The sequence below is a fragment of the Pseudomonas sp. H1_F01 genome, assembly GCF_054681425.1.
On sequence record NZ_CP162823.1, the window covers coordinates 80451 to 93545 of the forward strand.

The 13095-nt window shown below is 58.0% G+C and carries 14 protein-coding genes; 5 read left to right on the top strand and 9 right to left on the bottom strand.

Annotated features, from left to right (window positions below):
- The first annotated feature begins 346 nt into the window (after positions 1-346).
- Positions 347-709 carry a DUF6124 family protein gene (locus AB4O09_RS00405; protein WP_028237727.1) on the top strand — a complete coding sequence of 121 codons (363 nt, stop codon included), beginning with the start codon at positions 347-349 and terminating at the stop codon, positions 707-709.
- 849 nt (positions 710-1558) lie between these two features.
- On the opposite strand, the gene AB4O09_RS00410 is transcribed toward AB4O09_RS00405, so the two are convergent.
- Positions 1559-3547: a M10 family metallopeptidase C-terminal domain-containing protein gene (locus AB4O09_RS00410; protein WP_460107840.1), complete on the bottom strand. Its 1989-nt coding sequence runs from the start codon at positions 3545-3547 to the stop codon at positions 1559-1561.
- A 285-nt stretch (positions 3548-3832) separates the two neighbouring features.
- On the opposite strand from AB4O09_RS00410, the gene AB4O09_RS00415 reads away from it, so the two are divergent.
- From AB4O09_RS00415 to AB4O09_RS00430, 4 genes are all read left to right on the top strand, one after another.
- Positions 3833-4261 carry a hypothetical protein gene (locus tag AB4O09_RS00415; RefSeq protein WP_027912892.1) on the top strand — a complete coding sequence of 143 codons (429 nt, stop codon included), beginning with the start codon at positions 3833-3835 and terminating at the stop codon, positions 4259-4261.
- Positions 4262-4749: 488 nt separating this feature from the next.
- A complete protein-coding gene (locus AB4O09_RS00420) occupies positions 4750-5445 on the top strand; it encodes a DUF1963 domain-containing protein (protein WP_028237732.1) in 696 nt (231 codons plus the stop codon).
- Positions 5418-5999: a hypothetical protein gene (locus AB4O09_RS00425; RefSeq protein WP_177327715.1), complete on the top strand. Its 582-nt coding sequence runs from the start codon at positions 5418-5420 to the stop codon at positions 5997-5999. Before AB4O09_RS00420 ends, AB4O09_RS00425 begins: the two co-directional genes overlap by 28 nt.
- A gap of 154 nt (positions 6000-6153) precedes the next feature.
- Positions 6154-6525: a hypothetical protein gene (locus tag AB4O09_RS00430; RefSeq protein WP_027912891.1), complete on the top strand. Its 372-nt coding sequence runs from the start codon at positions 6154-6156 to the stop codon at positions 6523-6525.
- Positions 6526-6578: 53 nt separating this feature from the next.
- On the opposite strand, the gene AB4O09_RS00435 is transcribed toward AB4O09_RS00430, so the two are convergent.
- The 8 genes from AB4O09_RS00435 to def form a co-directional block, all read right to left on the bottom strand.
- Entirely contained in the window at positions 6579-6962 is a 384-nt protein-coding gene (locus tag AB4O09_RS00435; protein WP_100263654.1) for a hypothetical protein, read from the bottom strand.
- 225 nt (positions 6963-7187) lie between these two features.
- Positions 7188-7652, bottom strand: a complete 465-nt coding sequence (locus AB4O09_RS00440; RefSeq protein WP_233839812.1) for a hypothetical protein — start codon at positions 7650-7652, stop codon at positions 7188-7190.
- A complete protein-coding gene (locus AB4O09_RS00445; protein WP_027912890.1) occupies positions 7639-8085 on the bottom strand; it encodes a hypothetical protein in 447 nt (148 codons plus the stop codon). Before AB4O09_RS00445 ends, AB4O09_RS00440 begins: the two co-directional genes overlap by 14 nt.
- Before the next feature lie 259 nt (positions 8086-8344).
- Complete coding sequence (locus tag AB4O09_RS00450) at positions 8345-8656, bottom strand: tetratricopeptide repeat protein (protein ID WP_013691965.1); 312 nt, start codon at positions 8654-8656, stop codon at positions 8345-8347.
- Between the two features lie 141 nt (positions 8657-8797).
- Complete coding sequence (gene trkA / locus AB4O09_RS00455; protein WP_003196305.1) at positions 8798-10171, bottom strand: Trk system potassium transporter TrkA; 1374 nt, start codon at positions 10169-10171, stop codon at positions 8798-8800.
- A gap of 24 nt (positions 10172-10195) precedes the next feature.
- Positions 10196-11506, bottom strand: a complete 1311-nt coding sequence (rsmB, locus tag AB4O09_RS00460; RefSeq protein ID WP_003196303.1) for a 16S rRNA (cytosine(967)-C(5))-methyltransferase RsmB — start codon at positions 11504-11506, stop codon at positions 10196-10198.
- Positions 11503-12462 (bottom strand): methionyl-tRNA formyltransferase, encoded by a 960-nt coding sequence (gene fmt, locus AB4O09_RS00465; RefSeq protein ID WP_003196302.1) that lies wholly within the window; start codon positions 12460-12462, stop codon positions 11503-11505. The genes rsmB and fmt overlap by 4 nt, the downstream gene beginning before the upstream one ends.
- A 71-nt stretch (positions 12463-12533) precedes the next feature.
- A complete protein-coding gene (def, locus tag AB4O09_RS00470; protein ID WP_003196300.1) occupies positions 12534-13040 on the bottom strand; it encodes a peptide deformylase in 507 nt (168 codons plus the stop codon).
- Positions 13041-13095: the final 55 nt, after the last annotated feature.

The following is a 13095-nucleotide window of genomic DNA, read 5'->3' on the forward strand; positions in this document are numbered from 1 at the left end:
GCAAACCCCACTCCTACAGAACCTGCCTACACACCTTCATCAAGCTACGCATCCTTGCGCCTTTGCCTACAACTACGCCAGAATCCGCCCGCTTGTGCGCCTTGTCCCCGGGTTCTATTGTCTTTCCTGCCACTGCCCATCAGTGGTCGGGTTTAGTAGCCCGAGGTAATCGAAGTTGTACAAGCGCTTCTCAAACAGGGCCCGACCCTGTTCTTGATGGTGGCTGTACGCAGGGCGCTCAGGCGCGCCGGCTTCTTCGGTTCCCCGGTCTACTAACCTGCGTACAGCTACCACCCCATTGTTTAGTAGCTTCGGGGTGTCGGCATCACATTTGGAACCGAAGCTTATGTTCAAAACTACCCCGAATCCGCCAGAAGCAGATTCCACCTCTACATCCGCAAAATCCAAAGCCAAGCAGCAAGACGAAACCACCAAACGGGTGCTCGATCACTACTTGCTACCAAAACCGGATAAATCCCAAGACGACCCCAAACCGGGGCAGCTATACGCCGTCGTGAAAGGCCTCGATAACGAATGCCTGCTCGCCAACCTCACTGAGACGTTAGCTTCGGCTGATGCGATGGTGAGTGATTTGGCGTTTGATCTGGAGGGATCGAGGCGTCATGTGGCGCAGGGTATCCAGCAGCTGATTGAGCTGAGTTCGTTGCTGGCTAATCGGGTGTTGGATAACGTGGAGCCGCGGCAGTAGTATTTTTTCTCCAATGAAAAAACCCGACGTTTTGCGTCGGGTTTTGGTTCTTCTATCCGTGGATAGCGAACGGATGAGATGTAAATATTCTCAAATTTCTTTTCCCGCATATCCCACCACGGTCCTTCCTAGCGATGGGCTGCAAACGGCCAAAAGCGGTCACTCCGTTTCTCTACGCTCCGAGTGGACCGCTGCAAGCAGCCTTACCCCCAACATCCTACGCTGGGCCGTGCCATTTGTTTTTTGAAAGAGATTCGCTCTCTCTATTTCATACTGCGCCAATGAACTGGCGGAAACGGGGACAGACCACGATTATGAGACGGGCCGATACAGGTGAACCCAAATCGTGATCTGTCCCCAGTTCCCCCTCAGCTCCCCCCAAGAACTGTGTAAAAACGCATCCATCGCGCTTATATCTGCAACGTTAAATCTGCCATTTTGAATCAGTCACGGGGGCCATGAGTTTCTGAGTTACCCCAATCATCTTGTGGGGAAAGCAATGGAGGCTCTTCAACGTGCTCCCATTCCAGATACCACTCGTATGTTTCGTTGTCAGCCTTGAATTCATGTTTAACAGTCCAGCCCAGTTCCACGAGCTTTTGAGCCCGGAGAGAGCCGTGTGTCTTAGTCATTCTCGGAGCTTTCATAATTGTCATCGCGCGTATGATTGCTGGGGATTTTAACGCAGGAGCTGCCGATTGAGATCGTTCCCACGCTCTGCGTGGGAATGCCTCCACGGACGCTCTGCGTTCGGCTCTTTGGGGGACGCAGAGCGTCCCTAGCTGCATTCCCACGCGGAGCGTGGGAACGATCAAATGGCTAAGAGCAAGGAATCACCAGGTCTGCGTTTTACACCCAGACGTCGTTAACCACTCCAATCAATTGAATAGCCTCCTCTTCCGCAGGCTCGGCGAAGGTGATGTTCAAATTACCGTAACCGGAATGGTCCCCCACCAAGCTCAACTCGAATCGAGCCCCGGATGCGTCGGTTTCGTAGCTCTTCAAGTAAGTCAGGTCCTTGGCTTCATTGAAAATCACGTCCAACGTGCCGTTGTAACCATTTCCCAGTCGGGTAAAGCCCAAGGCGGACAAATCGATCGTGTCTTCACCCACGGTATAGTCAATCAGGCGATCAGTGTGATTTTCGGTGGCGGTGCGGTAGCTGTCGCTCAGTCCGTCGAAGCGGAACACATCGTTGTTACCGCCCCCCACCAATTGGTCCCGGCCCTCTGCGCCAACCAATACATCATCCCCTAGCGCTCCATAAAGGCGATCATCGCCCGCGCCCCCTTCGATGATTTCGCCGCGAGCGTTGCCTTGTAAACGATCGGCTCCTTCGGTACCCATCAACCTGGCCTGCTGAAACACGAGGTTGGTTTCATTCAGCGTTTGGCCCAAGTTACCGTCGAAGACCACTTCGAAGCGTTCCCCATCCGCGTTGGCCTCGAAACTTTTGAGGTAGGTCCGCGTCCCGCTTTCATTGACGCGTATCGCCAGCGTTCCGTCATGTCCATTGCCCAGCCCGAGGAAGCCCAGGGAGGCGAGGTCGAGCGTATCGGTGCTGGGATCGAAGTCGGTGATGCGGTCGCTATGGGCAGCGGTGGCGGTTCGGTAGCTGTCTGTGACTGACTGGTAACGGAACGTATCGGCCCCGGCGTCGCCCGTCAGTAGGTCACGACCTTGCTGGCCATCGAGCAGATCGTCACCGGCCCCGCCAAGGATCGCATCGTCGAACGAGGCGGTACCGAGCAAGAAGTCAGCATCGCGGCCACCGTCCAGGTGGTAATAGCCGTCGTCGGGATTGCCAAAGCTGTGGTCCAGGCGACCGTCGGGGTTCAACTGGACCAAGGCGGCCAGATAGCCGTCCGCGCTCGTGCCTTGGCTTCCACCAATCAATAGCTTGCCGTCGGCCCGCACGATCATGTCGGCGACTGCGAAAGGCGCGCTTTCCGAGCCCCAACTGACCCGACCCTGATCGCCGAAAGCGGTGTCGAGTGAGCCGTCAGCATTGAGTCGGATGACGCTCGTCACGCCGCCCGAGGCGCCTGCCAGCAGGATTTTGCCGTCATCCTGGATGACGAGGGCGTCTGCGTGAACATCCAGGGCCAGGCTGCCGCCGTTCGCAAAGCTGCTATCCAGCGTACCGTCCGGGTTGAGGCGGGTCAGGGTATCTTGCCCCGTGACCAATACCTTCCCGTCTCCCTGCAGCGAAACGTCGAACGTGCTACTGGGGTGAATGCCGACGGTCGCTGGTAGGTGCAGGACCCCAGCCTCTCCAAAAGACGAGACCAAGGTCCCCGTTGCGTCGAAGCGGGCGATATAGATCTCCCCGGACGGATACCCAGCGCTTGCGAAGAAGCTGCCGTCGCGTTGCACGGAGAACGACGCTTGCTGGCCTAGATCTTCATTCCAATAGAAAGGCACTGTCACGGTGCCGCCGTTCCCGAAACTCGTATCGAGGCTGCCGTCGGCCAAGTTACGACTGATGCCCGACACCCAGACGTTGTCTACGTTCACGTAGCGCGCCACCAGATAGCCCCCTTCCGGCTGCACGGCGGCATTGCCGCCGTCCTCGATATCGAGCGACACAGGGAGCAGGGATCTACCGTCGCCACTGAAGGTGCGGTCCAGGCTACCGTTGGCATTGAACCGGACCAGGCTGCCGGTGAAGCCTGAATCCTCTTCGCCTCCCAGCCCCAGGCGACTATAAGCGCCAAGCCAGATAGCACCGTCCGGATCGACCGCGATACCTGCGATTTTGTCCGAGCCCCATAAGGTCGTGGCGGCCATACCTGTTTTTTGCGCGGTTGAAGCGGCGGGCGAAATGCTCTGGCTCATGTCCAAGCCTCCGATAGATTTGGCGCCAAAAACTATAGACACGGCTCAGTCAGGTTGCCATTTACGAGACGAAGGGAGGTGCTTGGACGACCTTCTGCTCTGCTATCGATGCAACCCGTTCCCTTTTCTGTCCCTCAATAGCTTGCCCGCGACGTCTCAAATCTGCCTTGAGTAAGGTGACTGCCATCCCGGCAGTCAAACCGCGCATTGAGTGTTAGCCCAGTGCCAGGGGCTCAAGAGTGGGAAGAACAACTTCATATGCGAGTTACCGATAGGTCTGCGAACATGAAAAAACTAACCCGGCTCCCAACGTTAGCCCTCATTGCACTCGTGTTCTGCGCGGGGCTGTGGGCCGTTTCACAGTGGTGGGAAAAGGCTCTGGCGAAGCCCGTTGGCGCCGCCAGGATCAGCCCCAACGGCTGCTACCGAGTTCAGGAGTTCAAACCTTTTTGGGTACTGCCCGGCCTCTTTCACCCCCAGTCGCCCCCGGATGAACCAGAGCAGCAGCAGTGGTTTGTTCGCTGGGAGATTCCGGCCTTTTTTCGCTTGTACGATAATCGCAACGGCCAGCTTATTGGCGAAAGCGCGATCTACGATCTGGTGAATTATGGGGGACCTGTTTCTTGGGGCTTCGGCAGCCACCCCACCGTTTCCGTCGAAATGATCACAATAGGCACCGACCTACCTGATTGCATAGGTAATCAGCCCGGCTAGCGGGGGCGGAGTGAGTCCCCTTTTCAGTCGATGTTGCTCGGTACGTTTTGGAATAAGGGGAATAAGAGGAATAAGTAGGAATAAGGGGACAGATTTATTTTCCTTAGATTTGCCCCTTCAATAGCGCTCGCAATGGATGCTTGCTCCTGCTTCTCCACCTGCTGAGGGCCAAGCCAGGACCTAACCACCGCACCTCCAAGCTACGTATCCTCGCGCCTTTGCCTACAACTGCACCAGAATCCGCCGGCTTTGCAGCCTTGCCCTCGGGCTCTATCGTTTCCTTATCACTGGCCGAGCCGGTATCGATGACGCTCAGGTACGCTAGGAGCCATCGGGAAAGTCATTGGCTCGTGGAGTGGGAGGATGCCTACCCTATTATCCGTGACGCTAATGTGGCCTAGCTCGGGCAGAGAAGCGCTGCTATCCACTCTCGTACACTGCCAATCTGCGGCCTTAATACCTGTAGTAAAAAGGAGGTTTACATCGCCATGGAAATCCAGGAAATCAAGCAACGCCTGGCCCGCCCCGCCGTGAAGCTCATTGCCGGCGGCTTTCGTCCTGTCGGCACCGATGAAGAAAGCTGGCTGGGCAATGTCTTCCTGTTCCGACCGGATGAAGAGGTGCCCACTAATCAGGCGGGGCAACAGTTGCTCCCCTATGCGCAGTTTTACCTGCCCGCCCTGCCCATCAATAGCCCTCTGCTAGCAGGGGTTCGTGTGCTGACGGTGTTCATTTCAAACCCGTTCCCCGAGCACTTTGAGCCGATGGGGGATAATTGGGTTATCCGCGAGTACGGGCCGGATGATGTGTTGGTGCGCAAGTCTCTGTCGGTGGCAGGCACATTCCTCAAACCCTTCCCACTGACGGCGCAAGCGGTGCCGGAGGACTTTCCACTGTGGGATGGCGGTGGTGTCCCGGAAGACCTTGAGCAAGCAATCCTCACGCTGGAACGCGCGGGCAAGATCCAGAGCTATTACGACTTGGTCACCCATACCTACGAACACAAGATCGGCGGTTACCCCTCGTTCTGCCAGTCGGGTGTTGATCCGGGTGAAGGCTTCGAGTTTGTGTTCCAGATCTCATCGGACTCGAAGATCAATCTGAACGTGGTCGACAGTGGGAGCCTGATGTTCTGGAAGCACAATGAAACTGGGGAGTGGGCGCTTTATTACGATTTTTACTAGCAGTCGGGGGACAGATTTATTTTCAGGAGATAAATCCCTTTTTTGTCATCGCTGATCCTGAAAGGAAATATATGACAACCGAACTGCATACCGGGGCGCACGCGGGCTACCGCACTCTCGACTGGCACGATGGATACGACGTTAACCTGGGTGACCTCATACACCAGCTTCCTCAGCTCGTACGTGGGCGTTATGTTGCGATTGCTGCGTCGGATAGCGGACCCTATAGCCTTAGCGCCGTTGAGATCGCTAGCGGGTGGCAACGTGTAGGTGACTTGGCGATCAGTCCTATCATTATGGATATCGATCAGTTGCCCACGCCGGGCTTTGATGAGTGGTATGTTTTTGAGCGCTTGCCTGATCGGGCGAGGCTCTCCAAATTCAGCAGCGCTATCGCATTTCAACCGTTCGGAGAGAGCCATAAGGTCGACAAGTTCTGGGCACAAATTGAAGATTTACAACCCGTGCATGCTCTGCTTGGCGCCTGTCGCCTCTTACTGATAACTCAAGACACAGCAATATATGAGAGCGTGCTTACGTTCTATTCAACCTAAGGGTTGAGGTGTTATCTTGGGGAAACGGGAACAGACCACGACTATGAAACAGTCCGATTACAGGTGAGCCCAAATCGTGGTCTGTCCCCCGGTTTCTCCGCGGAAAGTGGCGGGTACGAAATTGCATTTCTTCAACCCTAATAAAGATCGACCTATGCAAAACACTTTGAAAACTTTGGCTTGCTTACCGATGCTTTGGGCCACATTAGCCGGTGCTACTTCAGCATGTACCGGTGATGGGTGCATTGACGAAGCATCGGCTTCCTTTATTGCACCCTATGATTTTTTCGAGGCCAAGTGCTCTTCGGTGAATCCTGGTATGCGGGAGCGATACTCTGCGGTGGCCGCCCACTTCCTACAGGATGCAGATGCAGATTTCCTCAAAAAGTTACGGGCTTCGGAAGCCTACGCTCGCGTGTTCGCCAAGATAGAATCGAAGGCAAATTCCTTAAGCGCAGACGAACTTGGCAACGTTTGTGAGGAGTTTTCGAAAGATAACTATGGCCCAACCAATAGGACTGAATGAGGAGACGAATTTATTTTCAGTCCTTTACGCAGCATCATTTTTGAACACTGCCCTCACCGGACGCTTGCACTCAGTAGGCTTACAAGGATGGAGTGTTCTTGCTCCCCAGAATGCGCATCAAGAAAAACCATATCCTCACTAATACCCTGAGCGCTAGAAACACCTAGGACGAACTCCCGTCCCGTAGATACAGCGAGCCTCTGCGCAAAAGGAATCAAGCGGTTGACCTGCTCGATACCATAGTTCTCAATGGGAAGGTTCAACCCAATAAACCAATCGGGTAAGTCATTCTCAGATAGGCTCTCATCGCGTTCGTGTTTCTGGTTCACGAGGAACGCACCCAGCTCAGACCATTCGCAAACGAGACCATCGAACGCAGCCACAAGCTCTGCCTCGATTGCATCGTTGTCGCTGCCATCTACATATAAATAAAGCATCTGTCCTGAGCGTCCGAGGGCTTCAATGCACCTATGATAGCGCTGGTGCACGCCAATTGTGAGCAGATGTCCATCATCGTGCTATAGCTGGGATCGGGTAGATGACTTCGCCGGACGCTTACAGCCCTCTCCCCTTTTCAGTCCGATTGCTACATATCACGAAGGGCTGCAATCGACCCGAGGCGGCTGGTGGGATGATCAAGGCCAGCCGCAAAAGCGGACATCTCAATTAGCGATCAGGTTGGCATCTACAAATCGGTAAGTGAACTCTATTGGGTCGGCAGCCAATCCCTTCTGCTGCATGTGTTTGGAATAGGAATCCCACGCGGCGTCGATTTGGCTGGGAAGCTCATCTGGAAGGTCCATCTGTTCAGCCACTATTTCAAACCACGTTCCTTGGGAGGCATAGGTCTCGCGTAGCTTGGGCTCCAGTTGAGCCAAGGCGTTCAATTGCTCTGGCTCAATCCTGCCGATGGATTTTAAAACGTAGAAATCCAATAGTTTTAGAAATGGTTTGCCTTCGTAGCGACTCATGACTGCATCGTTGCGTAAGGTGTGATTGATGTCTGTAGCTTCGTCTGACAGGCGTACACCTTCAGCGTCACTGGCAAAGATGTGAGGCGTGAATAGTACCCATAATACGGCTAACAACCGGAGAAGCCGCTTCATCGCTTTTTCACCCTGCGTCAAGATCAGCACGTGTCCTGAGAAAAGCCAAGTAGCGGGCGTCTTCCGCGGCGAAAATCTGTGGGCCAGCTCCCATGTATGCGCGCATCAGCTCATCTGCTGCACGGTCATCTTGACCATCATCGAGCAAAACCTGTCCAAGACGCAGGTGCAAAAAAGGATTTCCAATCCCGCCAGGGCAAGTCATTGCGTACTGCAAAGCTTCGCGAGCGGAGGTCGTAAATCCGGATAGGAAGCAAGCGTCAGCGATAGCCGCCAGGATCCAGGTTGCAGCCTCCCAATCATTTTTTGGGGAAGGGATTAATGCCCACGCCTTGTTATATTGGGCTACTGCTTCCTCAAAGCGGCCTGACTCAGCCAGCAGATCTCCGTCACTACTGAATTTCTTAATTTGCGAGTGAAGATCCGGACTCAATTCTCTATTTTCGCTCGTCATTATCCACTCCATAGATTTGGTAAAAATCGGTGGCCTCTATTAAGAAGAAAATCTCTGTTAGTTTCCTGTCTATCAGACAAACCGCATTGGCAGTTTGGGGCTGCTGCGCAGCCCAGCGGGGATAAATCCCCTCGCCACAGGGGTTTTGTGTGTTGGCTGCTTGGCGGGCTGGTATTGAGAACGGGGTGGGCTTTTTTGTGAGTGCTGCGCACTCAAGCGGGAGCAAGCTCCCTCGCCACAAAAGCAGTTTTGTGTGAAGTCAGGGGTGGCGATCCAGTTTTTTGAGGAACACGGTCATTTCTTTTTCGGCTTGTTTGTCGCCGTGGGCTCGGGCGGCTTCAAGGCCTTGTTCCCAGGCTTGGCGGGCTGCGGCGGCGTCGCCTTGGCCTTGGTGGGCCTTGCCTAGGAGTTTCCAGGCGGCTGAGTATTTGGGGTCGAATTCGACGCAGCGTTGGAGGTGTTCGGCTGCTCGGGGGAATTCGCCTAGGTCGAGGTAGCCCTTGCCCAGGCCGAAGCGCAGCAGGGCGTTGTCCACCCCCTTGGCGAGCATTTTTTCCAGGGAGTCGAGCATTTTAAAAACTCCTCATGACTAAGATCGTTCCCACGCTCTGCGTGGGAATGCAGCCCGGGACGCTCTGCGTCCCCTCAAGAGCCGAACGCAGAGCGTCCGTAGAGGCATTCCCACGCAGAGCGTGGGAATGATCCGTGGTGGTCAGAAGAAACTCAACCCCACATGGAACAGCTTCTCGACATCGCGAATGTGCTTTTTGTCCACCAGGAACAGGATCACATGGTCGCCGGTCTGGATAACGGTGTCGTCGTGGGCGATCAGCACTTCTTCGTCGCGGATGATCGCGCCGATGGTGGTGCCTGGAGGCAGGCCGATGTCGCGGATGGCTTTGCCGATCACTTTGCTGGATTTGGCGTCGCCGTGGGCAATGGCTTCGATGGCTTCGGCCGCGCCGCGGCGCAGGGAGTGGACGCTGACGATGTCACCGCGGCGCACGTGGGCCAGCAAGGTGCCGATGGTTGCCAGTTGCGGGCTGATGGCGATGTCGATGTCGCCGCCCTGGATCAGGTCGACGTAGGCCGGGTTGTTGATGATGGTCATGACCTTCTTCGCCCCCAGGCGCTTGGCCAATAGCGACGACATGATGTTGGCTTCGTCGTCGTTGGTCAGGGCCAGGAAGATGTCGGCGTCGGCGATGTTTTCTTCCAGCAGCAGGTCGCGGTCCGAAGCACTGCCCTGCAATACCACGGTGCTGTCGAGGGTGTCGGAGAGGTAGCGGCAGCGCGCCGGGTTCATCTCGATGATCTTGACCTGGTAGCGGCTTTCGATGGCTTCGGCCAGGCGCTCGCCGATCTGCCCGCCGCCAGCGATGACGATGCGCTTGTAGTTCTCGTCCAGGCGGCGCATTTCGCTCATGACCGCGCGAATGTTCGCCTTGGCGGCGATGAAAAACACCTCGTCGTCGGCTTCGATCACCGTGTCGCCCTGGGGCAGGATCGGCCGGTCACGGCGGAAAATCGCGGCAACGCGGGTTTCCACATTCGGCATGTGCTCGCGCAGCTGGCGCAGTTGCTGGCCCACCAGCGGCCCGCCGTAGTAGGCCTTGACCGCCACCAGTTGCGCCTTGCCTTCGGCAAAGTCGATCACCTGCAAGGCGCCGGGGTGCTCGATCAGGCGCTTGATGTAGTTGGTCACCACCTGCTCGGGGCTGATCAGCACATCCACCGGGATCGCTTCGTTGTCGAACAGGTCCGCGCGGGTCAGGTAGGACGCTTCGCGCACCCGGGCGATCTTGGTCGGGGTGTGGAACAACGTGTGGGCGACCTGGCAGGCGACCATGTTGGTTTCATCGCTGTTGGTCACGGCCACGAGCATGTCGGCATCGTCGGCGCCGGCTTGGCGCAGCACCGTCGGCAACGACCCGCGACCTTGCACGGTGCGGATGTCGAGACGGTCGCCGAGGTTGCGCAGGCGTTCGCCGTCGGTGTCGACCACGGTGATGTCGTTGGCCTCGCTGGCCAGATGTTCCGCCAGCGAACCGCCGACTTGTCCTGCGCCGAGGATGATGATTTTCATCCAGTCACTCCTATCGAATCGGTCTTAACCGCGTGCGGCGGCGATCTTGATCAGCTTGGCGTAGTAGAACCCGTCGTGACCGCCTTCCTGGGCCAGCAACTGCCGGCCGTGAGGCTGCTTCAGGCCGGCCTGGCTGGCAATGTCCAGCTCCCGGGCGCCTGGGGTGCGGGCGAGGAAGGCTTCGATCACTTCGGTGTTCTCGGTCGGCAAGGTCGAGCAGGTGGCGTAGAGCAGCATGCCACCCACTTCCAGGGTCGGCCACAGGGCATCGAGCAGTTCGCCCTGCAACACGGCCAGCGCCGCAATGTCGTCCGGCTGGCGGGTAAGCTTGATGTCCGGATGGCGGCGGATCACGCCGGTGGCCGAGCATGGCGCGTCGAGGAGGATGCGCTGGAACGGCTTGCCGTCCCACCAGGTCGCGGTGTCGCGGCCATCGGCGGCGATCAGCTCGGCCTCCAGGCCGAGGCGTTCGAGGTTTTCCTTCACGCGCACCAGGCGCTTGGCTTCCAGATCCACCGCCACCACGCCGGCCAGCTTCGGCTCGGCCTCGAGGATGTGACAGGTCTTGCCACCCGGCGCGCAGCAAGCGTCCAGCACCCTTTGGCCGGGCGCCAGCTCCAGCAGGTCAGCGGCCAGTTGCGCGGCTTCGTCCTGGACGCTGATCCAGCCCTCGGCAAAGCCCGGCAGTGCGCGCACATCGCCCGGGGTTTCCAGGACGATGCCGTCGCGGCTGTACTGGCACGGGATGGCCGGGATGCCCGCCTCACCCAGCAACGCCAGGTAGGCGTCGCGGGTATGGTGGCGACGGTTGACCCGCAGGATCATCGGTGGATGGGCATTGTTGGCCGCACAGATGGCTTCCCATTGCTCGGGCCAGAACGCCTTCAGGGATTTTTGCAGCCAGCGCGGGTGAGCGGTGCGGACCACCGGGTCGTGCTCCAGCTCGGCCAACAGGGTTTCGCTTTCCCGCTGGGCGCGGCGCAACACGGCATTGATCAGGGCCTTGGCCCAGGGCTTTTTCAGCTTGTCGGCGCAGCCCACGGTTTCGCCGATGGCGGCGTGGGCCGGGACGCGGGTGTAGAGCAGTTGATAGAGCCCCACCAGCAGCAGCGCCTCGACGTCGGCATCGGCGGCCTTGAACGGCTTCTGCAACAGCTTCGCCGCGAGGGCCGACAGCCGCGGCTGCCAACGGGCGGTGCCGAACGCCAGGTCCTGGGTGAAACCGCGATCACGGTCTTCGACCTTGTCCAGTTGGGTCGGCAGGGAACTGTTGAGGGAGGCTTTGCCACTGAGTACGGCGGCAAGTGCCTTGGCGGCGGCCAGACGCGGGTTCATGAGGCGTCCGTCGCTTGGCCGAGCACAGTGCCGACGGCAAATTTCTCACGGCGGCTGTTGAACAGGTCGCTGAAATTCAGTGCCTTGCCACCGGGCAGTTGCAAGCGCGTCAGGCACAACGCCTGCTCGCCGCAGGCCACGACCAGGCCATCCTTGCTGGCGCTGAGGATTTCACCCGGTGCGCCCTTCCCTTCGGCGTAACTGGCCGCCAGCACTTTCAGGGCTTCGCCGTTCAAGGTGCTGTGGCAGATCGGCCAAGGATTGAAGGCCCGCACCAGGCGCTCCAGCTCAACGGCTGGGCAGCTCCAGTCGATGCGGGCTTCGTCCTTGTTCAGTTTGTGCGCGTAGGTGGCGAGGCTGTCATCCTGCACTTCGCCTTCCAAGGTGCCAGCGGCCAGGCCGGCAATCGCCTCGACCACGGCCGGCGGGCCAATGAGCGCGAGACGGTCGTGCAGGCTGCCACCGGTGTCTTCGGCGCTGATGGGGGTGCTGACCTTGAGCAGCATTGGCCCGGTGTCCAGGCCGGCTTCCATGCGCATCACGGTCACGCCGCTCTCGGCATCGCCCGCTTCCACGGCGCGCTGGATCGGCGCGGCACCGCGCCAGCGCGGCAGCAGCGAGGCGTGGCTGTTGATGCAACCCAGGCGCGGGATATCCAGCACCACTTGGGGCAGGATCAGGCCGTAGGCGACCACCACCATCAAGTCTGGCTTGAGCGCCGCCAGTTCGGCCTGGGCCTGTGCATCGCGCAGGGTCGGCGGCTGCAACACCTCGATACCGTGCTCCAGGGCCAGTTGCTTGACCGGGCTGGGCATCAGTTTTTGCCCGCGACCGGCCGGCCGGTCCGGTTGGGTGTAGACCGCGACGATTTCGTGGGGGCTGGCCAGCAGGGCCTTGAGGTGTTCGGCGGCAAATTCGGGAGTGCCGGCAAAGACGATGCGCATTGGCTCAGTCATGGGTAGCTCTCAATTACAAAGCAGTCGCAAAAAGAAAAAGGCTTGCCGCGGCAAGCCTTTGAAGGGGGGCATCAAGCATTCTGGCGATGAAGTTTTTCCAGTTTTTTCTTGATGCGGTCACGCTTGAGGGTAGACAGGTAATCCACGAACAACTTGCCGTTGAGGTGGTCACACTCGTGCTGGATGCACACGGCCAGCAAGCCTTCGGCGATCAGTTCATATGGCTGGCCGTCACGGTCCAGGGCCTTGATCTTGACCTTCTGTGGGCGGTCGACGTTTTCGTAGAAGCCCGGCACCGAGAGGCAGCCTTCCTGGTACTGGTCCATCTCGTCGGTCAGGGTTTCGAACTCGGGGTTGATGAACACCCGCGGCTCGCTGCGGTCTTCGGAGAGGTCCATGACGACGATACGCTTGTGCACGTTGACCTGGGTCGCGGCGAGGCCGATGCCTGGCGCTTCATACATTGTTTCAAACATGTCATCGACCAACTGACGCACTTCGTCGTCCACTACGGCCACTGGTTTGGCGATAGTGCGCAGGCGCGGGTCCGGAAATTCGAGAATGTTCAAAATGGCCATAAGCTTGATAAATGCACGTGTGAGGTAAAGTCGGGTGGCTGGCCTGGCGTGTCTT